Source organism: Nitratireductor sp. L15S-10, assembly GCF_045011005.1.
In the GTDB taxonomy this organism is placed as follows: domain Bacteria; phylum Pseudomonadota; class Alphaproteobacteria; order Rhizobiales; family Rhizobiaceae; genus Nitratireductor.
Genome location: NZ_CP120674.1, coordinates 734,951 through 753,255 on the forward strand (window position 1 = coordinate 734,951; position 18,305 = coordinate 753,255).

Consider the following 18,305-nt stretch of genomic DNA (forward strand, 5'->3'; position numbering starts at 1 on the left):
AATCATGACCGTCACCATCTATCACAACCCGAAATGCGGCACCTCGCGCAACGTGCTGGCCATGCTTCGCGAAGCCGGTGAGGAGCCACAGGTGATCGAATATCTCAAGACCCCGCCCGGCCGCGAAAAACTGGTGTCGCTGATTGCCGCCATGGGCGTGTCGCCACGCGCGATACTGCGCCAGAAGGGCACACCCTATGACGAGCTGGGCCTTGGCGAAGACAAATGGAGCGACGATGAACTGATCGACTTCATGGTCGCGCACCCGATCCTGATGAACCGCCCCATCGTGGAAACCCCGCGCGGCACAAAGCTTTGCCGCCCGTCCGAGACCGTGCTGGAGCTACTGCCTGAGGGCGCGGTGAAAGCGTTCACCAAGGAAGACGGCGAGGTGGTGCGGTAGGCGGCTGCGACGTGATCGCGCGTTGACTTCAGCTCCGGGCCGGTTGAGAGTTCCGGCCCGTGAGCACGGATCGCAAGACACCGCCGCCGGCCATCCCCGCGCGGATATGGAAGATCGCCGCCGTCACCGGCGCTGGCGCGTTCATGGCGATGCTCGATTCCACGGTTGTCAATCTCGCCCTCGAAACGATACGGGAAGATCTCACCACCACGCTGCCTTTGATCCAGTGGATTGCCACTGGGTATCTGGTCGCGCTGGCAATCTCCCTTCCTGCCGCCGCCTGGCTCGGAAACCGTTTCGGTTATGGCCGCGTGTGGGCGTTCAGCCTTGCGGGGTTCACGGGCGCATCGGTGCTCTGCGCCATCGCGCCCGGGCCGTGGTCACTGATCGCCGCCCGTTTTCTTCAGGGGCTCGCCGGTGGTCTCATGGTGCCGGCGGGACAGGCGATCATCGGTGCGACTGCAGGCCCCAGGCAGCTTGGCCGCATCATGGGCGCGCTTGGACTTGTCGTTGCGCTGGGACCGGCCATCGGCCCGGCGATTGGCGGGCTCCTGCTCGATCATGCGTCATGGCGCTGGCTGTTCTGGATCAACGTTCCGGTCGGCGTTGCAGCACTTCTTCTCGCAAAGGGGCTTGTGCCAGCCGGCGACCGGGACGAGACGCGGCATCTCGATATTGCGGGCCTGCTTCTGCTTGGTGCCGGGCTGCCGCTCTTCCTCTACGGCGCGACCGAATTCGGTGCCGATGGCCTCACACGCATCAATCTTGTCTGTGTCGTCGCCGGCCTCGTCCTCGTCGCCGGCTTCGTTGCAAACGCCACACGTGCGCGACCACCCCTTATCGACCTCGCGCTTCTGCGGAGGCCGGTCTTTGCCACGGCGACGCTCACAACCGGCCTGACCGGTGCCAACATGTATGGCGGGCTCCTGCTCCTGCCGCTTTACCTCCAGGTGATCGCAGCCCGCGACACGGTGGAGACCGGATTTCTGCTTTTGGCCATGGGGCTCGGCAGCGCTCTGGCCCTGCCGGTCGGCGGCGCGCTGACAGACCGTTTCGGCGCGGGACGGGTAACGCTTGCCGGCGCACTTGCGCTCCTCTTGAGCACCTTGCCCTTCCTTCTGCCCACGCCGCTTCCGGCGCTTTGGCTGGCACCGCTTCTCGTCGTCAGGGGCATCGGCATGGCGCTTGGCCAGATGCCGGCCATGACGGCTGCCTACGCCGCCGCGCATAAAGAGGAAATGGGCGATGCGGCAACGCTGGTGAACATTGTTCAGCGTGTCGGCGGCGCAATCGGTGCTGTCCTGATCGTCGTCCTTCTCGCCCATGCCGATGGTGCCGAAGGCTATTTCAATGCGTTCGTGACGCTCTCAATCGTCTCGGCGGCCACCATGCTTCTCGCCCTGGTCATGATGCGCCTGACGGCAGGAGACGAGCGCGAGGCCGCTGCCGGCTGAGCGTTCGAAGCAAAGGGAATTTGACACTCCCCGCTGTACATTTGCCTCCGACACGCGTAGTACGGCGCAAAAGCGTTGGCGAAATCGCCACGCTGCGCGCCTGCCAGGCGATCTGCTCCGCCGATCTCTCGAAGCGCGCTCATTTCCGAAAGAAGATGAATGACCGAGTTCGAAGGCATTGTGCCAGCGCTTGGCCGGGCGTTGGACAAGCGCGGCTATACCGAATTGACCCAGGTTCAGAAGGCTGTTCTGGAACTGGAACCCGAAGGCGCCGATGCGCTTGTTTCCGCGCAGACAGGCTCCGGCAAGACCGTTGCGTTCGGCATCGCGCTGGCGCCAAGCCTGCTCGACGGTGCGGAAAGCTTTGATCGTGCCGCAGCCCCGCTCGGTCTCGCCGTTGCGCCGACGCGCGAACTGGCGCTTCAGGTCAAGCGCGAGCTGGAATGGCTCTATGCCGAAACCGGTGCCGTCATCGCCTCCTGCGTCGGCGGCATGGACATCCGCACCGAGCGTCGCGCGCTTGAGCGCGGTGCCCATATCGTGGTCGGCACACCCGGCCGCCTGTGCGACCACATCCGCCGCAATGCGCTCGACATGTCGGATCTGCGCGCTGTCGTGCTGGACGAGGCGGACGAGATGCTCGATCTCGGTTTTCGTGAGGACCTGGAATTCATTCTGGATGCCGCTCCCGCAGAGCGCCGCACGCTGATGTTCTCGGCGACCGTCTCGCGCACCATCGCCAATCTGGCGAAGAACTATCAGCGCGATGCGGTGCGCATCACCACCGCCGCCGAACAGAAACAGCATGGTGATATTGAGTATCGCGGCTTCCTCGCCATTCCGCAGGAGCGCGAGAACGCCATCATCAATGTGCTGCGCTATTATGAAGCGCGCAATGCGCTGGTGTTCTGCAACACGCGCGCCACCGTCAATCACCTGACCGCGCGGTTCAACAATCGCGGTTTCTCGGTCGTTGCGCTTTCGGGCGAGCTCAGCCAGAGTGAACGCACCCATGCGCTGCAGGCCATGCGCGACGGGCGCGCCCGCGTCTGCGTGGCAACCGATGTTGCCGCCCGCGGCATCGACCTGCCAAATCTCGAGCTCGTGGTGCACGCGGATCTGCCCACTAACTCCGAAACGCTTCTGCACCGCTCGGGTCGTACCGGGCGGGCAGGGCGCAAGGGTGTCAGCGCGCTTATCGCGGCACCCAATGGGCGCCGTCGCGCCGAGCGTCTTCTGCGCGATGCCAAGGTGCGGCTTGAGTGGACAAGCCCGCCCTCCGCTGAAGAGGTTCTTCTGCGCGATGACGAACGGCTGATGGCTGATCCGCATCTCGAAGACCCCATTCAGGAAAACGAGACCGCATTCATTGAGGCGCTTCTTGAGAAGCATGGTGCGGAGCAGATCGCGGCTGCATTCATACGGCTTCACCGCACCAAGCTCTCCGCGCCGGAAGACGTGACGGAAGTCACCATCCAGGATGGCGGTGGCATGCGCGAGGAGCGCGCGCCGCGCCGAGAGGAATTCGACGAGAGCGTCTGGTTTTCGCTGTCGGTTGGCCGCAAGCAGAATGCCGAGCCGCGCTGGCTCATCCCGCTTCTGTGCCGCGCCGGCGAGATCACCAAGCGTGAGATCGGCGCGATCAAGATGCAGCAGGACGAAACCTTCGTTCAGCTTGATGCCGCCTGCGTTGACCGGTTTCTTGCGGCGATCGGCCCACAGGCCGTTCTGGAGCGCAGCATCCGGGTTGTGCAACTGGACGGAACGCCTGATTTCGCAGCGCGCGGTAGTGGGCCAAAACCCTTTGCCGGAAAGCGGAGGCCAGCCGGCAAGCCGCATCGCAAGGGTGGCGAGTGGCGTGACGATGCCAAGCCCTGGGCGAAAAAAGATGGCAAACCCGGCAAGCCGAAATTCGCCAAGCCCGCAGGCGGCAAGAAGAAGGCGCGCAAAAAGCCCGACTGACGCGAGCGCCTTCAGGGAACGAACAATGTTGCGCCGCAGCATCATCCGGGTTAAACACCGCGCATCCGCTTAGGACCCGGTGAAACTCCGGGTGGCTCTGCCGGCCGCTGATCCGCCGGCACAACCTCGATCGTTTCTGTCTTTCCCGGCCGCAGAAGCCTGTCGGTGGTTGGGAGGTCATGTCTCCTGAAGGTTCCATGTTCTCGCTTTCCCATTACCGTGACGAATGGTTCGGCAATATTCGCGCCGATCTCCTTTCCGGCCTCGTGGTCGCTCTCGCGCTCATCCCCGAAGCCATCGCCTTTTCCATCATTGCCGGTGTCGATCCGAAGGTCGGGCTCTACGCCTCCTTCTCCATCGCCGTCATCACCGCCATTGCCGGTGGCCGGCCGGGCATGATCTCGGCGGCGACCGCCGCCACCGCCGTGCTCATGGTCACACTGGTCAAGGAGCATGGGCTGCAATATCTGCTCGCCGCCACGGTGCTGGCCGGCCTGTTGCAGATCGGGGCAGGCCTCCTGAAGCTCGGCCATCTGATGCGGTTCGTCTCGCGCTCGGTCATGACCGGCTTCGTCAACGCTCTGGCGATCCTGATTTTCATGGCCCAGCTGCCCGAGCTGATCGGCGTGCCGAACCTCACCTATGTGATGGTCGCGGCAGGCCTTGCCATAATCTATCTGTTTCCGCGTCTGACCAAGGCGATCCCGTCGCCGCTCATCTGCATCATCGTGCTCACCACGGTGTCCATCGCCTTCGGCCTCGATGTGCGCACGGTGGGCGACATGGGCGAGCTTCCCTCCACCTTCCCGGTCTTCCTCATTCCGGACATTCCGCTCAATCTGGAAACGCTGCAGATCATCCTGCCCTATTCGGCGGCGGTGGCAGCGGTTGGCCTTCTGGAATCGCTCATGACCGCCTCGCTGGTGGATGAGCTCACCGACACGCAGAGCAACAAGAACCAGGAATGCATCGGTCAGGGCCTTGCCAACACCGCCACCGGCTTTATCGGCGGCATGGCCGGCTGCGCCATGATCGGCCAGTCGATGATCAATGTGAAATCGGGCGGACGCGGGCGTCTTTCCTGCTTTGTCGCCGGTGTCTTTCTCCTGTTCATGATCGTCATTCTGGGCGACTGGGTGCGCCAGATCCCGATGCCTGCACTTGTCGCCATCATGATCATGGTGTCCATCGGCACCTTCTCATGGTCGTCGATCAAGAACCTGCGCGAGCATCCGCTATCCTCCTCCGTGGTCATGCTGGCCACGGTCGTCTGTGTGGTCGCCACCCACAATCTCGCTATCGGCGTGCTGGTTGGCGTGCTTCTCTCCGGCATCTTTTTCGCGGGCAAGATCGCTCAGATCTTCCGCGTCACCTCCACCCTGTCGGACGATGGGCGCGAGCGCACCTACCGCGTCGAAGGTCAGCTTTTCTTCGCCTCGGTTGAAGACTTCAACGCCGCCTTCGATTTCAAGGAAGGGCTGGACAAGGTCACCATTGATGTTTCGCGCGCGCATATCTGGGACATTTCCAGTGTTGGCGCACTGGACATGATCGTGCTCAAATTCCGCCGCGACGGTGCCGAGGTGGAAATCGTCGGCATGAACGAGGCCAGCGAAACGATCGTCGACAAGCTTGGTATTCACGACAAGCCGGGCGCGCTCGAAAAGCTGATGGGCCACTAAGGGGGGCGAAATGTCAAAGATCACCGCATTCATCGACGGCTCCATCTATTCGCAGAGCGTGTGCGAACACGCGGCATGGATCGCCGGCAGGCTTGAAGCCTCCGTGGAGCTTCTCCATGTGCTTGGTCGCCGTGAGACGGGCAGCGCACCGTCCGATCTCTCCGGCAACATCGCGCTTGGCGCGCGGTCATCGCTTCTAAAGGAGCTTTCCGAGCTTGACGAGCAACGCGCGCGCCTTGCCATGAAGCGCGGCCGTGCCATCCTGGAAGATGGAGAGGCTGCTGTGCGCGCCGCCGGCATCGAAAAGGTCTCGGGTCGCATTCGCCACGGTGATGTGGTCGAGACGGTGGCCGAAGTGGAGGAGGGTTCCGACCTTCTGGTGATCGGCAAGCGCGGCGAGGCGGCAGATTTTGCCAAACTGCATCTCGGTTCCAATCTTGAGCGCGTGGTGCGGTCGAGCCATCGTCCGGTCTTCGTCGCCAACCGCGCCTTCAAGCCGATCGACAAGGTGCTCGTCGCCTATGATGGTGGCGCAAGCAGCATGAAGGCGGTGGACGCCATGTCACGCTCGCCGCTGTTTGCCGGCCCTTCCGTCAAGCTTCTCACGGTCGGCAGCGACACGACCGAGGCACGCAACCGGCTTGCTGATGCAGAAGCCGTTTTGCGTGGCGGTGGCATCGAGGCGGCAAGCGAGGTGCTGCCCGGCCAGCCCGAGACGGTCATCTCCGAGCGTGTCGAGAGCGAGAATTACGGCCTGCTCGTCATGGGCGCCTATGGCCACTCGCGCATCCGCAGCCTGATCATCGGCTCGACGACAGAGGCGATGCTGCGCTCCTGCAAGATTCCGGTCATGCTCTTCCGCTAATCCTGCATGCGCGCATGACGGGTCTTTCCAGCCCCGCGCTCGCCATGCCATGAATGGCAAATCCCGATTGCAAGAAACGAGTGCGAACCATGGCTGAAACCTTCGTCATCGCCCAGGGTGGCGGCCCCACCGCCGTCATCAACCAGACCGTTGCCGGTGCGACGCTTGAAGCCATGAAGCTTTATCCCGGCTGCCGGGTGCTCGGTGCGCTACATGGCGTGCGGGGCATTCGCGAAGGGCGCTTCGTTACTCTCTCCGATCTCACCGAGATCGAGCTTCGGCGCATCGCTGCGACGCCGAGTGCCGCGCTTGGCTCCACCCGCGACAAGCCGAACGCGGCCTATTGCGAAGAGATCATGAAAGGTCTGAAGGAAGTCGGCGCCGACGCCTTCATCAACATTGGCGGCAACGACACGTCGGGTACACAGGCCATTCTGCGCGATGCATCGGGCGGTGGCATGACCTTCATGCACGCGCCAAAGACCATCGACAACGACCTGATGGAAAACGATCATACGCCGGGCTTCATCTCGGCGGGTGAAATGGTCGCCGGCGCCTTTCTGAGCATCGATCTCGATTTCCGCGCTCTGCCCGGTGTCTATGTGGGCATCGTCATGGGCCGCCATGCGGGTTTCCTGACGGCAGCCGCTGCCGCCTGGGCGCTCGATGAAGAAAGCGGCCCGCATCTCGTCTATGTGCCCGAACGCGCCTTCGAACGCCGCCGCTTCATCGAGGATGTGAAGGCGACGGTCGCCCGCCACGGGCGCTGTGTCGTGGCCATGTCGGAGGGGGTCTCCGATGCCGATGGCCGCTCGCTCATCGAAACGCTGGTGCCAGCCGAGATGCAGGAGCGTGATGCCCACGGCAATCTCAAGCTCTCCGGCAGCGATCTCGGTCAGGCCATCGAGCGCATTCTGGCCGAGGATCTTGCCGGCCAGCGCGCCCGCGTCGACACGTTCGGCTATCTGCCGCGCGGCAACATCGCCACGATCAGCGAGACCGATGCGCGCGAGGCTTTCGAGGCCGGCGCTTTCGCTGTCCGCTCAGTCGAAAAGGGTGACGGGTCCGTCGCGCTTCAGTTCGACGGTGAGAGAACCGCGTGTCGCCTGGTCGATCTGGACGCCGTAGCCGGCAAGACCCGCCACATGCCCGACACCTATCTCAGGCCGGATGAAAACCGTCTGTCAGACGAGGGGCTCGCCTATCTGCACCGCCTCCTGCCGCGCCGCTACGATCCGGCGAAGCCATTCGTTTGAGCCCGACGCAAACCTTGATCAGTCCTGCCGCTCCAGATCCTTGATCAGCGCCTTCATCTCATCGATCTCACGCAATTGAGCCTCGATGATTTTATCAGCGAGTTCCCGCACGCGCGGGTCTGAAATGTTTGCCCGTCTGCTGGTCAGGATCGCAATCGAGTGGTGCGGGATCATGGCCTTCATATAGTCCACGTCATCCACCGTGGCCTGGCTGCGAACCAGCCAGAGCGAGGCGGCAAACACGATGGCTGCGCTGGCAACAATGCCAAGATTGACAGCGGAGTTTTTGTACATCGCCCACATGAAGCCGAGCATGATCACGGCCATGGTCGCCCCCATGAGCAATGCCATCCAGGCCCGCGTTTCGCTCCAGAAGACATGATCGAGCGCATATGTATTCAGATACATCAACCCGAACATGACGATGGTCGAGGTTCCGATCATCGCGGCAAACCGGCTGTAGGACATGGGCCTGGGCTCCGTTTCTTGATCCCGTTGACCCGTCAACTCACGCCACAGGGGGGAGGTTCCGGCTTGCGTTGGCGACGCCCTGCCTCGTCCACCGCTTGCAGGCGGGCAAGAGATTGTCTCCTGCCAGCCAAACCTACCTGTTTTCGCCTAACGTTTGCGCACGAATTCCGTGCGCAGTACAAGCCCCTTGATACCATCGTGGCGGCAGTCGATCTCTTCCTTGTTGTCTGTCAGGCGAATGGTCTTGATCAAGGTGCCTCGCTTCAGGGTCTGGCCCGCACCCTTAACCTCGAGGTCCTTGATCAGCGCAACCGAATCGCCATCGGTCAGCGCATTGCCTTCAGCATCGACAACCGCACTGCGCTGCCCCTCAAGGGCTGCCATTTCAGAGGCCGGCATCCATTCGCCGGTCACGTCGTCATACACATAGTCGTCATCGCTGTTTGTCATATTGCGCCTTCTTTTCTACGGGACCAGCGTCCATGCATCGTCCAACGGATGTCATTTCGGTTCGACTATTTTCGGACGAAAGCACCGTCATTGAACGCGTCGAAATATTCCACCTGCACCGCCTTGGCGCGTTCACCGTCCATCGAGAACCGGACCGAAGAAATGGAACCTTTCATGGCGTTCTCGTTCAGCGGACGGAAGATGAACTCGTCGCCCGTCCAGTGTTGCAGCGGGAAGCTGCTTTTCGTGCCTTCCACCTTCATCGTCAGGCCGCCATCGGCCTCCTCGACGGTCAGATTGCCGAAATATGCGTTGGCGAAAGTGCCGGTATAGCTTTCGAACTCACGAGCGGGCTTTGCATCTTCCGGTGTCTCCTTGCCGGCAAGCTTGCCCACGGGGTCCAGCATCGGGCCGAAGAGCACCGGATACATGGCCAGCCAGTCGCGCTGGATCTCGCCATACTGCACCAGGTCCATGAAACTCATGGAGATGCCTTCGACGAGACCGATGGGCTGTGCGTTGGACAAGACGACAATGCCGATATCGGCCGAAGGGATCATGATGAAATTGGTTGCCGCGCCCAGCGCAAAGGCGCCCGAATGGCTGATCATCACACGGCCTGCCGGCGAGACGCCCACACCAAAACCGTAACCATAGAAGCCGGCGCGGGCGGCCGGGACGGCAGGGTGTCCCGAGACCGACTGAGGGCTCAGTGCCGGAAGGAGTGCTGCGGCCTCCACGATCTGCCGCCCTTCAAAGGCGCCATTGCCGAGCACCATGCGCATCCATTTCGCCATGTCGTTCACGCTGGCGCTGACACCGCCGGCCGGTGATTGCGGATCCGGGTCGCGCTGGAAAAGCACCTCCCAGCCATCGTCCCCGCGCATATGGTTGTAGACGCGGTTCCCGCGCGCCAGGAAATCGCCCAGCCTCGAGGAGGTGTGCTCCATTCCCAGCGGTTTGTAGATTGCTTCTTCGCTCAGCGTCGCCCAGTCCTTGCCGGCAACACCGGCCACGGCTTCGGCAGCAGCCGTCAGGCCGAAATTCGTGTAGGCGTATTGCAGTCGAAAAGGGCCGGTTTTTAAGTGCCGAAGCTGTTCGAGAATGACCTTCTGTGGGTAACCAAGATCTTCAAGGTCATCACCGGCATGGTCTGGCAGGCCCGAGCGGTGCGCATAGAGATCGCCGACGGTCAGGAGGGCCGTGCTCTCGGGATTGGAAAGCCTGAACCAGGGCAGGATTTCGGACATTCGCGTGTCCCAGTCCACGAGGCCTTCGCCCACCTGTTTCGCAACCACGGTTGCGCCTACCGGTTTGGAAAGTGATGCGAGCTGGAAGACCGTGTCTGTGTCAACCGCGCCTTCCTCGCCTGCCTTGCGCACGCCATAGCCCTTGGCAAAAAGAACCTCGTCCCTGCGCACCACGGCGACAGCAAGACCTGGAACACCGGTTTCCCGCATGGCGCTTTCGATAATGCCATCCAGCGCCTCGACAGCCTTCTCGATCTGCCCTGCGGGAATGGCTATGCCTGCTGTCTGGGCGGGTGGCGGCGGATCGTTGGCCAGGGCGGTTGGCGGCGCTGCGAAAAGGGCCAGCGCGACTGCGGCTGCGAGAATACGGGGTGCCATCGCAAAGTCTCCAGTATGAACCGATTGCACTGACCGTTCTTGGAGCGAAGTCTTTAACGAAAGAAAAACATTCGCTCAGCAGAAGAGATGTCGTTCCTTGTCAACCAGTTCACCAATGAAGGCTGAAGTTACCTGAATGCGCCGTGTAGGACGCATGGATTCATGGTAGACCGTCCAGTAGCTGCGCCGGATGGGTTCGGCCCAGTCGAGTGCGATCAGGTCTTCATGCGCACGTGCGATGAACGTGTGCAAAATGCCAATGCCGGCACCGGAGCGCACCGCTTCGACCTGGCCCATGGCCGATGAGACGGCGAAGTCGGCCGACCAGTTTTCGGAGATCTCTGCGGCGTAGTCGAGGGTGGGACTGAAGACGAGATCAGGCACATAGCCGACAAGCCGGTGGTGGCGAAGATCGTTCGCACTCTGGGGCAGGTCGTGTGCTTGCGCATAGGCTCTCGATGCATACAGCCCAAGCGTATAGTCCACCAGCTTGGCGGCCACCAGTCGCCCCTCCGTGGGGCGATCCACCGTCACGGCAATGTCGGCCTCGCGGCGCGACAGTGAAAGCGAGCGCGGGACGGGGACGAGCTGGACCGACAAGCCGGGGTGGCGTTCTGTGAGCGCGCCCAGGCGTGAGGCGAGGAACGCTACGCCAAATCCGTCCGGGGCGCCGATCCGTACAGTGCCGGTCACATCCTCGCTCTCGCCTGCGATTTCGGCCCGCGCGGCTATCATGTCGGCTTCCATACGCTCTGCCGTCGCAAGCAGTTGTTCGCCTGCGGTCGTCAGTTCGGTACCCGTTGTCAGCCTGTGAAAGAGCTTCGCACCAATGGAATCTTCCAGCGCGGCAACACGGCGCGAGACCGTCGCATGATTGAGTCCAAGTCGCTTCGCCGCACCCAGAATCTGGCCTGCCCGCGCCACGGCGAGAAACACGCGCACATCGTCCCAGTTCATTCACTGCTCCCGCGTTCGATACTTTTCGCACGCGACATATTATTTCGACTTTAATTTTCGCACAACGGTTGCTGTTCGCGTCGCGTTGCAAATCCGGGCATGAGTGGTGACAATGACGCCGACTTCATAATCAGGGAGAAGCCTCATGGAGGATTTCGGTCATTTCATTGGCGGCAAGCATGTCGCCGGTACGAGTGGGCGCAGCCAGGATGTCATGCAGCCCATGGATGGAACGGTGCGATGCAAGGTTGCGCTTGCCAGCGCTGCAGAAGTGCGCGCCGCCGTCGAGAACGCCAAGGCAGCACAGCCCGGCTGGGCAAAGACCAATCCCCAGCGCCGCGTGCGTGTTCTCATGAAGTTCCTTGAACTCGTGCATCGCGATTATGACGAGCTTGCCGAGCTTCTCGCCCGCGAACATGGCAAGACCATTCCGGATGCCAAGGGCGACATTCAGCGCGGGCTCGAAGTGGTCGAGGTATGCATCGGTGCGCCGCACATGATGAAGGGTGAGTACACCGAGGGTGCGGGCCCTGGCATCGATGTCTATTCCATGCGCCAGCCCCTCGGCGTCGTTGCCGGCATCACGCCGTTCAACTTCCCGGCCATGATCCCGCTCTGGAAGATTGCGCCAGCCATCGCCTGCGGCAACGCCTATGTGCTGAAGCCTTCCGAGCGCGATCCCGGCGTGCCGATGCGCATTGCCGAACTCTTCCTCGAGGCCGGCCTGCCCGAGGGCGTTCTCAACGTGGTCAATGGCGACAAGGAAGCAGTCGACGCCATCCTCGACGATCCGGACATCAAGGCTGTCGGCTTCGTGGGCTCCACCCCGATCGCACAATACATCTACAGCCGCGCGACCGCCAACGGAAAGCGCGCCCAGTGCTTTGGCGGCGCGAAGAACCATCTCATCATCATGCCCGATGCCGATATGGATCAGACGGTCGATGCGCTTATCGGAGCGGGCTATGGTTCCGCAGGCGAGCGCTGCATGGCGGTGTCCGTCGCGGTGCCGGTCGGCAAGGAGACAGCCGACAGGCTGGTCGAGAAGCTTATTCCGCGCGTTGAAAGCCTCAAGGTCGGCCCGTCAACCGACGCCTCGGCCGATTTCGGTCCGCTCGTCACCCAACAGGCACTGGAGCGGGTGAAGGGCTATGTCGACCTCGGCGTCAAGGAGGGCGCAAAGCTCCTTGTCGATGGGCGCGATTTCAAGATGCAGGGTTATGAGAACGGCTACTATATGGGCGGCTGCCTCTTCGACAACGTCACCAAAGACATGCGCATATACAAGGAAGAGATTTTTGGTCCCGTCCTCTCGGTCGTACGCGCCAACACCTATGAAGAAGCGCTCGCTCTGCCCAATGATCACGAATACGGCAATGGCGTTGCCATCTTCACCCGCGACGGGGACGCCGCACGTGATTTTGCTGCCCGTGTCGATGTCGGCATGGTGGGGGTGAATGTCCCCATTCCCGTGCCGATCGCGTATTATACTTTCGGAGGGTGGAAGGCGTCTTCCTTTGGCGATCTGAACCAGCATGGGCCGGACGCATTCCGCTTCTACACCAAAACCAAAACAGTCACCTCGCGGTGGCCATCAGGTGTGAAGGACGGTGCAGAATTCGTCATTCCGACAATGAATTAAGCGGGTTTTCACACCCATTCTCCAGTTTGGAGAGAAGCCCGCACCGGTTGTCGGTGCGGGCTTTTCATTTGCTGATGGGTGTAGAACTGTTTTGTTCTTTTTTGTATCAAACTTGCAATATTGATGCGCGTTCGCGGCAAATTTCGATAAAATTCGCGAGATATCGGCAATTTTTCCACTTCAATGCAATGACATTGCATTGGTCCAGTGCTAGCTTCCCGCGTCAACAAGAGCCGGGAAAACCGGCCTTCGGTTTGGAGCCGGTCGTGGGAAATTTGCCGTTGCAATCGGGCGTCATTCCTCTACGACTATCAAGGGGAAAAAATAAGAAATGCGCCTGAAGGGCGACATTTCAGGGGAGTTGCATATACATGGAATATTTCGTCCAGCAGCTTATCAACGGGCTGACGCTGGGTTCCATCTATGGGCTGATCGCCATTGGCTACACCATGGTCTATGGCATCATCGGAATGATCAATTTCGCGCATGGCGATGTCTTCATGATCGGCGCGTTCATCGCTCTGGCGATGTTCCTCATCCTGACGACCGTGCTCGGTTTTGCATTCCTGCCCGTGGTGTTGCTCATCGTGCTCATCGTGGCCATGTTCTTCACCTCCGCCTGGGGGTGGACCGTCGAGCGGCTCGCATATCGGCCCCTCCGCGGCTCCTTCCGTCTCGCTCCGTTGATCACCGCAATCGGCATGTCGATCGTTCTGCAAAACTTCGTGCAGATCACGCAGGGCGCGCGCGTCAAGCCGCTACCGCCCCAGATCCAGGGTGGCATCACGCTGATGGAGGGAAGTGCGACCGGCATCGTCGTGCAGCTTTCCTACATGCAGATCATCATCATCCTGACGACAGTTGCGCTGATGGCGGGCTTTACGCTCCTCATCACCCGCACGCCTCTCGGTCGCGCGCAGCGTGCCTGTGAGCAGGACCGCAAGATGGCGGCACTTCTCGGCATCAATGTCGACCGCACCATTTCCCTGACCTTCGTCATGGGGGCGGCACTGGCGGCCGTGGCCGGTCTGATGTTCGTGCTGCTCTACGGCGTGATCGACTTCTACATTGGCTTCCTGGCCGGCGTTAAGGCGTTCACCGCGGCTGTGCTCGGCGGCATCGGCTCGCTTCCGGGCGCCATGCTGGGTGGCCTTCTGATTGGCCTCATTGAGGTGTTCTGGTCAGGCTATTTCTCGGTCGAATACAAGGATGTTGCGGCGTTCTCGATCCTGGCCATCGTGCTGATCTTCCTGCCCTCCGGCCTTCTCGGCCAGCCTGAAGTGGAGAAGGTCTGATGGCGATGACGGGTTCGAACAAGGCGGTCGCTGCCCAGCAGAACGACCCCAACTCCTTCGCCGCTTCGGTCAAGGACGCCGCCATTGCCGGCCTCCTGGTTGCTGTTCTCGGCTTCTTCTTCATCGGCATCCGCACCGACATCGCGCCCGGCGGTCTTGATCTCAAGATGCGCTGGGGCGCCTGGATCATCTCGATCCTTGTCGTTTTTGCGGGGCGGCTCCTGCTCAATCTCTTTGTTTTGAGGACTGACAGCCCGCTGACGCGGAAGTTTGCCGATGCAATGCCTAGCGGCACGCGCTTTGCCGGAACGGGCAAATGGCTGATGCGGGCGCTCTTTGCCTTCGCTCTGGTGCTGCCCTTCTTCTTCACCACCTTCTTCCCGGGCAAGGATCGTCAATTCATCGACCTGGCTATCCTGATCATGACTTACATCATGCTCGGCTGGGGACTGAACATCGTGGTGGGGCTCGCCGGTCTTCTCGACCTGGGTTATGTCGCCTTTTACGCGGTCGGCGCCTACTCCTTCGCGCTGCTGGCGCAATATCTCGACATCGGCTTCTGGTTCGCCCTGCCGCTCGCCGGCATTTTGGCGGCCTGCTGGGGCATCGTGCTCGGCTTTCCGGTGCTCAGATTGCGCGGCGATTATCTTGCGATCGTCACGTTGGCTTTCGGCGAAATCATCCGCGTCGTTCTGTTGAACTGGTATGAGTTCACGAATGGCCCAGACGGCATTTCGGGCATTCCGAAGCCGACATTCTTCGGACTGGAGCTCAAGCGGGGCGAGGGCGGCTTTGCCGATTTCTTCGGCATTGCCTATGATCCGATCCAGCGCTTCATTTTCCTCTATTACATCATCTTCATCCTGGCGCTGATCACCAATTTCGTGACCATGCGCCTGCGCCGCCTGCCCATCGGGCGCGCCTGGGAGGCGCTGCGCGAAGATGAGATCGCCTGCCGGTCGCTGGGGATCAACACGCGCAACACAAAGCTCACGGCCTTTTCCATTGGCGCCATGTTCGGCGGTTTCGCGGGCTCCTTCTTCGCCACGCGGCAGGGCTTCATTTCGCCCGAGAGCTTCACCTTCCTTGAATCGGCGATCATCCTCGCCATCGTGGTGCTGGGCGGTCTCGGCTCGCAGGTCGGCGTGGTGATCGCATCCGTCGTGATGATCGGTGGCATCGAGATGCTGCGCAATCTCGGCTTCCTTCAGCAGGTCTTCGGTTCCGGTTTCGATCCGGTGCAGTACCGCATGCTGATCTTCGGCCTCGCCATGGTGCTCATCATGGTGTGGAAGCCGCGCGGTCTGATCTCGACCCGGGAACCCTCCGTGGTTCTGAAGGAAAAGAAACGCATTGGCGCCGATATGGTGGCTCAGGGTGAGGGACACTGATGGACGCGGCAACGACCATGAAAAACTCTGATCAGTCGACGCCCAACTGGGACCGGGATCCGGTCCTCAGCGTCGAACATCTGACCATGCGCTTCGGCGGCCTTGTGGCCGTCGGGGACCTCTCCTTCAATGTCGGTCGGGGCGATATCACCGCCCTGATCGGACCCAATGGTGCGGGCAAGACCACGGTCTTCAACTGTGTCACCGGATTCTATAAGCCGACCGAAGGGCGCATCGTGATGCGTCACGGGCCAGGCCGGCAGCAGGATGACGTGGAAACGCTGACCGACAGCGGACAGCGCTGGAAGACCACCGGAAACGGTGCCGTCTACCTGCTTGAGCGCATGCCCGATCACGAGATCTCGCACAAGGCCAAGGTGGCGCGCACCTTCCAGAACATTCGCCTGTTCGGCGGCATGACTGTCCTGGAAAACCTGCTGGTTGCCCAGCACAACCCGCTGATGGTGGCTTCAGGCTTTTCCATCGGTGGCATTCTGGGTCTGCCGAGCTACAAGAAGGCGCAGCAGGAGGCCGTCGACAGGGCGGTGTACTGGCTCGAACACACGAACCTCGTGGATCGTGCCGACGATCCTGCGGCCGATCTTCCCTATGGCGCCCAGCGCCGTCTGGAGATTGCCCGCGCCATGTGCACCAAGCCGCAGCTTCTGTGCCTGGATGAGCCAGCGGCGGGGCTCAACCCGCGTGAATCCGCCGAGCTCAACGAGCTGCTGAAGTATATCCGCGACGAGCACAAGGTTTCGGTGCTGCTCATCGAACATGACATGGGTGTGGTGATGGAAATCTCCGACCATGTGATCGTGCTCGACTACGGTGTGAAAATCTCCGACGGGCCGGCCGAGTTCGTCAAAAACGATCCGAAGGTCATTGCCGCCTATCTGGGCGTGGATGACGAAGCCGAGATCGACATGCCGGAGGTGCGCGAAGACCTGGCCAAGGTCACCGGTGATGAGCCGGCGAAAAAGGCTTCAGGGTCCAAACCCGCTTCGGCTGCGAAGAAGCAAGGCGCGGCGGCGAAGAAGTCGGGATCAGCGTCGAAAAAGACAGGCGCAACAAAGACGTCTGCCGCAAAGGCAGCCGGCGCCAAGGCTTCTGCGGCAAAGGCCACGAAACCACGGACGTCAAAATCGTCTGCCTCGAAGCCCGCCACCTCGAAGCTTGCCGCGACCACGGCATCTTCGGAAAAAGCTGCCGCTCCCGCTGCGCCGAAAACCGTGGCGGCAAAACCCAAAACCGCTGCGAAACCGAAAGCCGCCGCTGCGAGCAAGGCCGCACCCGCCTCCAGCGAGATCAAGATTGCCAATGCCGGCGATTATCCGGGCAGCCAGCCGCACGGCACGAAGAAGCCGCGCGCGGGCGGGGCCAACAACCTCACCCGCGTCAAGGGCATCGGGCCGGCCAATGAGAAAAAGCTGAACGCGCTCGGCATCTGGCATTTCGACCAGATCGCCGCCTGGAAGAAGGCCGAGGTGCAATGGGTTGGCTCTTATCTCGCCTTCCCCGGCCGTATCGAACGCGAAGAGTGGGTCAAGCAGGCCAAGGTTCTCGCAAAGGGAGGTGAGACCGAGTTCTCCAAGCGCGTCGACAAGGGGCAGGTGGCCACAAGCGTGCCAGGCAAACGGGGCGCTCAGCCCAAAAAGAAGACCACCGCTAAGGGAGGCAAGGCATGAGCTCTCAGAACGAACCCTTGCTCTCGGTGCGCGGCGTCGAGACCTATTACGGCAATATCGTTGCACTGCGTGGCGTCGACATGGATGTCCATCGTGGCGAGATCGTCACCATGATCGGCGCCAATGGCGCCGGCAAGTCGACGCTGATGATGACCATCTGCGGCGACCCGCGGGCCCGCAACGGCCAGATCGTCTATGACGGCGTCGACATCACCAACATGCCGACGCATGACATCGTCAGCCTGGGGATCGCGCAATCGCCGGAAGGGCGTCGCATCTTTCCGCGAATGACGGTGATGGAAAACCTGCAGATGGGTGCGGCGCTGGTCGATCCCGAGCATTTCGACGAGGATCTTGCCAAGGTCTTCAAGCTGTTTCCCCGTCTCAAGGAGCGCATCAGCCAGCGCGGCGGCACGCTTTCGGGCGGTGAGCAGCAGATGCTGGCCATCGCGCGTGCGCTCATGAGCCGGCCCAAGCTTCTGCTCCTCGATGAGCCGTCGCTCGGCCTTGCTCCGCTGATCGTGAAGCAGATCTTCGATGCCATTCGCGAGCTGAACGAGAAGGAAGGACTGACGGTCTTTCTGGTCGAGCAGAACGCCTTCCATGCCTTGAAGCTTGCTCATCGCGGCTATGTGATGGTCAACGGCAATGTGACCATGAGCGGCACCGGCGCTGAACTTCTCAAGAAAGAAGAAGTGCGGGCTGCATATCTCGAAGGCGGGAGGCACTGATGGAACACGCAAACGGACCCATCTGGGAAGTTACTTTCTGGGAGTTCTTCTTTGTCACGGTGCTTCTGGCAGGCAGTGCAGCCTATCTCACCGGGCGCGCCATGGCGCGTACCTGGCAGGGCGATGCGCATCTCGCCTTCTATATCGTGCTTCTGGCGGCTGCCACGCGTTTCATCCATTTCGCGCTTTTCAGCGGTACGCTGCTCTCGCTTCACTACTACATTGTCGATCTGATCGTGCTGCTCATCATCGCCTTTATCGGCAAGCGTATTACGCGCGCCGGGCAGATGGCGACACAGTATAGCTTCCAGTATCGGCGCAGTGGACCGCTCGGTTGGGAGCGTTCAGGCTGAACGGATTCATGATTAACCGGTATGAAGCCTTTATTTCTTGTTTGAATTGAGGTTTCATGCCGATTAAGCGGGCCGGT

The 18,305-nt window shown here is 61.3% G+C and carries 16 protein-coding genes and 1 other annotated feature; of the genes, 12 read left to right on the plus strand and 4 right to left on the minus strand.

All coding sequences use genetic code 11. From position 1 onward, the window contains the following. Window positions 1-4: 4 nt before the first annotated feature. The 6 genes from arsC (at window position 5) to P2W41_RS03605 (ending at window position 7,622) form a co-directional block, all read left to right on the plus strand. A complete protein-coding gene (gene arsC / locus P2W41_RS03580) occupies window positions 5-403 on the plus strand; it encodes an arsenate reductase (glutaredoxin) (protein WP_292897789.1) in 399 nt (132 codons plus the stop codon). Between the two features lie 59 nt (window positions 404-462). After that, entirely contained in the window at window positions 463-1,857 is a 1,395-nt protein-coding gene (locus tag P2W41_RS03585; RefSeq protein ID WP_404934331.1) for a DHA2 family efflux MFS transporter permease subunit, read from the plus strand. Window positions 1,858-2,016: 159 nt separating this feature from the next. Beyond that, entirely contained in the window at window positions 2,017-3,819 is a 1,803-nt protein-coding gene (locus P2W41_RS03590) for a DEAD/DEAH box helicase (protein WP_404934332.1), read from the plus strand. A gap of 69 nt (window positions 3,820-3,888) precedes the next feature. Further along, window positions 3,889-3,944, plus strand: a sequence feature (sul1 is cis-regulatory element that is thought to sense ions involved in sulfur or methionine metabolism; They are found in Alphaproteobacteria). Between the two features lie 72 nt (window positions 3,945-4,016). After that, the gene (locus tag P2W41_RS03595) at window positions 4,017-5,501 is read left to right on the plus strand and encodes a SulP family inorganic anion transporter (RefSeq protein ID WP_404934333.1); all 1,485 of its coding nucleotides are present in this window, start codon (window positions 4,017-4,019) and stop codon (window positions 5,499-5,501) included. A gap of 10 nt (window positions 5,502-5,511) precedes the next feature. Next, window positions 5,512-6,366, plus strand: coding sequence for a universal stress protein (locus P2W41_RS03600; protein ID WP_404934334.1), 855 nt, complete (start codon window positions 5,512-5,514; stop codon window positions 6,364-6,366). A gap of 89 nt (window positions 6,367-6,455) precedes the next feature. Beyond that, window positions 6,456-7,622 (plus strand): diphosphate--fructose-6-phosphate 1-phosphotransferase, encoded by a 1,167-nt coding sequence (locus P2W41_RS03605; RefSeq protein ID WP_292897784.1) that lies wholly within the window; start codon window positions 6,456-6,458, stop codon window positions 7,620-7,622. Window positions 7,623-7,640: 18 nt separating this feature from the next. Here P2W41_RS03605 and P2W41_RS03610 read toward each other — a convergent pair whose 3' ends face one another. The 4 genes from P2W41_RS03610 to P2W41_RS03625 all read right to left on the minus strand — a co-directional run bounded on the left by P2W41_RS03610 (window position 7,641) and on the right by P2W41_RS03625 (window position 11,128). Beyond that, the gene (locus tag P2W41_RS03610) at window positions 7,641-8,090 is read right to left on the minus strand and encodes a DUF305 domain-containing protein (protein ID WP_404934335.1); all 450 of its coding nucleotides are present in this window, start codon (window positions 8,088-8,090) and stop codon (window positions 7,641-7,643) included. A 150-nt stretch (window positions 8,091-8,240) separates the two neighbouring features. Beyond that, the gene (locus P2W41_RS03615) at window positions 8,241-8,543 is read right to left on the minus strand and encodes an alkylphosphonate utilization protein (protein ID WP_404934336.1); all 303 of its coding nucleotides are present in this window, start codon (window positions 8,541-8,543) and stop codon (window positions 8,241-8,243) included. Between the two features lie 65 nt (window positions 8,544-8,608). Then, entirely contained in the window at window positions 8,609-10,171 is a 1,563-nt protein-coding gene (locus P2W41_RS03620; RefSeq protein WP_404934337.1) for a serine hydrolase, read from the minus strand. 75 nt (window positions 10,172-10,246) lie between these two features. Further along, window positions 10,247-11,128, minus strand: coding sequence for a LysR family transcriptional regulator (locus P2W41_RS03625; protein WP_292897780.1), 882 nt, complete (start codon window positions 11,126-11,128; stop codon window positions 10,247-10,249). A 145-nt stretch (window positions 11,129-11,273) separates the two neighbouring features. On the opposite strand from P2W41_RS03625, the gene P2W41_RS03630 reads away from it, so the two are divergent. From P2W41_RS03630 to P2W41_RS03655, 6 genes are all read left to right on the plus strand, one after another. Continuing rightward, window positions 11,274-12,770 (plus strand): CoA-acylating methylmalonate-semialdehyde dehydrogenase, encoded by a 1,497-nt coding sequence (locus tag P2W41_RS03630; protein WP_404934338.1) that lies wholly within the window; start codon window positions 11,274-11,276, stop codon window positions 12,768-12,770. A gap of 371 nt (window positions 12,771-13,141) precedes the next feature. Then, window positions 13,142-14,065 carry an ABC transporter permease subunit gene (locus P2W41_RS03635; RefSeq protein ID WP_292897776.1) on the plus strand — a complete coding sequence of 308 codons (924 nt, stop codon included), beginning with the start codon at window positions 13,142-13,144 and terminating at the stop codon, window positions 14,063-14,065. Further along, window positions 14,065-15,456: a high-affinity branched-chain amino acid ABC transporter permease LivM gene (livM, locus tag P2W41_RS03640; protein WP_292897774.1), complete on the plus strand. Its 1,392-nt coding sequence runs from the start codon at window positions 14,065-14,067 to the stop codon at window positions 15,454-15,456. The genes P2W41_RS03635 and livM overlap by 1 nt, the downstream gene beginning before the upstream one ends. Continuing rightward, window positions 15,456-17,144 carry an ATP-binding cassette domain-containing protein gene (locus P2W41_RS03645; RefSeq protein ID WP_404934339.1) on the plus strand — a complete coding sequence of 563 codons (1,689 nt, stop codon included), beginning with the start codon at window positions 15,456-15,458 and terminating at the stop codon, window positions 17,142-17,144. Before livM ends, P2W41_RS03645 begins: the two co-directional genes overlap by 1 nt. Next, window positions 17,141-17,875: an ABC transporter ATP-binding protein gene (locus P2W41_RS03650; protein ID WP_292897771.1), complete on the plus strand. Its 735-nt coding sequence runs from the start codon at window positions 17,141-17,143 to the stop codon at window positions 17,873-17,875. The genes P2W41_RS03645 and P2W41_RS03650 overlap by 4 nt, the downstream gene beginning before the upstream one ends. After that, a complete protein-coding gene (locus P2W41_RS03655; protein WP_229449808.1) occupies window positions 17,875-18,228 on the plus strand; it encodes a DUF6867 family protein in 354 nt (117 codons plus the stop codon). The genes P2W41_RS03650 and P2W41_RS03655 overlap by 1 nt, the downstream gene beginning before the upstream one ends. Window positions 18,229-18,305: the final 77 nt, after the last annotated feature.

Excerpts from the sequence above, each read along its gene's own strand:
- P2W41_RS03635 (WP_292897776.1), top strand. The coding sequence starts at position 13,142 with ATGGAATATTTCGTCCAGCAGCTTATCAACGGGCTGACGCTGGGTTCC.
- P2W41_RS03630 (WP_404934338.1), top strand. The coding sequence starts at position 11,274 with ATGGAGGATTTCGGTCATTTCATTGGCGGCAAGCATGTCGCCGGTACG.
- P2W41_RS03650 (WP_292897771.1), top strand. The coding sequence starts at position 17,141 with ATGAGCTCTCAGAACGAACCCTTGCTCTCGGTGCGCGGCGTCGAGACC.
- P2W41_RS03610 (WP_404934335.1), bottom strand. The coding sequence starts at position 8,090 with ATGTCCTACAGCCGGTTTGCCGCGATGATCGGAACCTCGACCATCGTC.
- arsC (WP_292897789.1), top strand. The coding sequence starts at position 5 with ATGACCGTCACCATCTATCACAACCCGAAATGCGGCACCTCGCGCAAC.
- P2W41_RS03620 (WP_404934337.1), bottom strand. The coding sequence starts at position 10,171 with ATGGCACCCCGTATTCTCGCAGCCGCAGTCGCGCTGGCCCTTTTCGCA.
- livM (WP_292897774.1), top strand. The coding sequence starts at position 14,065 with ATGGCGATGACGGGTTCGAACAAGGCGGTCGCTGCCCAGCAGAACGAC.
- P2W41_RS03645 (WP_404934339.1), top strand. The coding sequence starts at position 15,456 with ATGGACGCGGCAACGACCATGAAAAACTCTGATCAGTCGACGCCCAAC.
- P2W41_RS03605 (WP_292897784.1), top strand. The coding sequence starts at position 6,456 with ATGGCTGAAACCTTCGTCATCGCCCAGGGTGGCGGCCCCACCGCCGTC.
- P2W41_RS03625 (WP_292897780.1), bottom strand. The coding sequence starts at position 11,128 with ATGAACTGGGACGATGTGCGCGTGTTTCTCGCCGTGGCGCGGGCAGGC.
- P2W41_RS03590 (WP_404934332.1), top strand. The coding sequence starts at position 2,017 with ATGACCGAGTTCGAAGGCATTGTGCCAGCGCTTGGCCGGGCGTTGGAC.
- P2W41_RS03595 (WP_404934333.1), top strand. The coding sequence starts at position 4,017 with ATGTTCTCGCTTTCCCATTACCGTGACGAATGGTTCGGCAATATTCGC.
- P2W41_RS03655 (WP_229449808.1), top strand. The coding sequence starts at position 17,875 with ATGGAACACGCAAACGGACCCATCTGGGAAGTTACTTTCTGGGAGTTC.
- P2W41_RS03615 (WP_404934336.1), bottom strand. The coding sequence starts at position 8,543 with ATGACAAACAGCGATGACGACTATGTGTATGACGACGTGACCGGCGAA.
- P2W41_RS03600 (WP_404934334.1), top strand. The coding sequence starts at position 5,512 with ATGTCAAAGATCACCGCATTCATCGACGGCTCCATCTATTCGCAGAGC.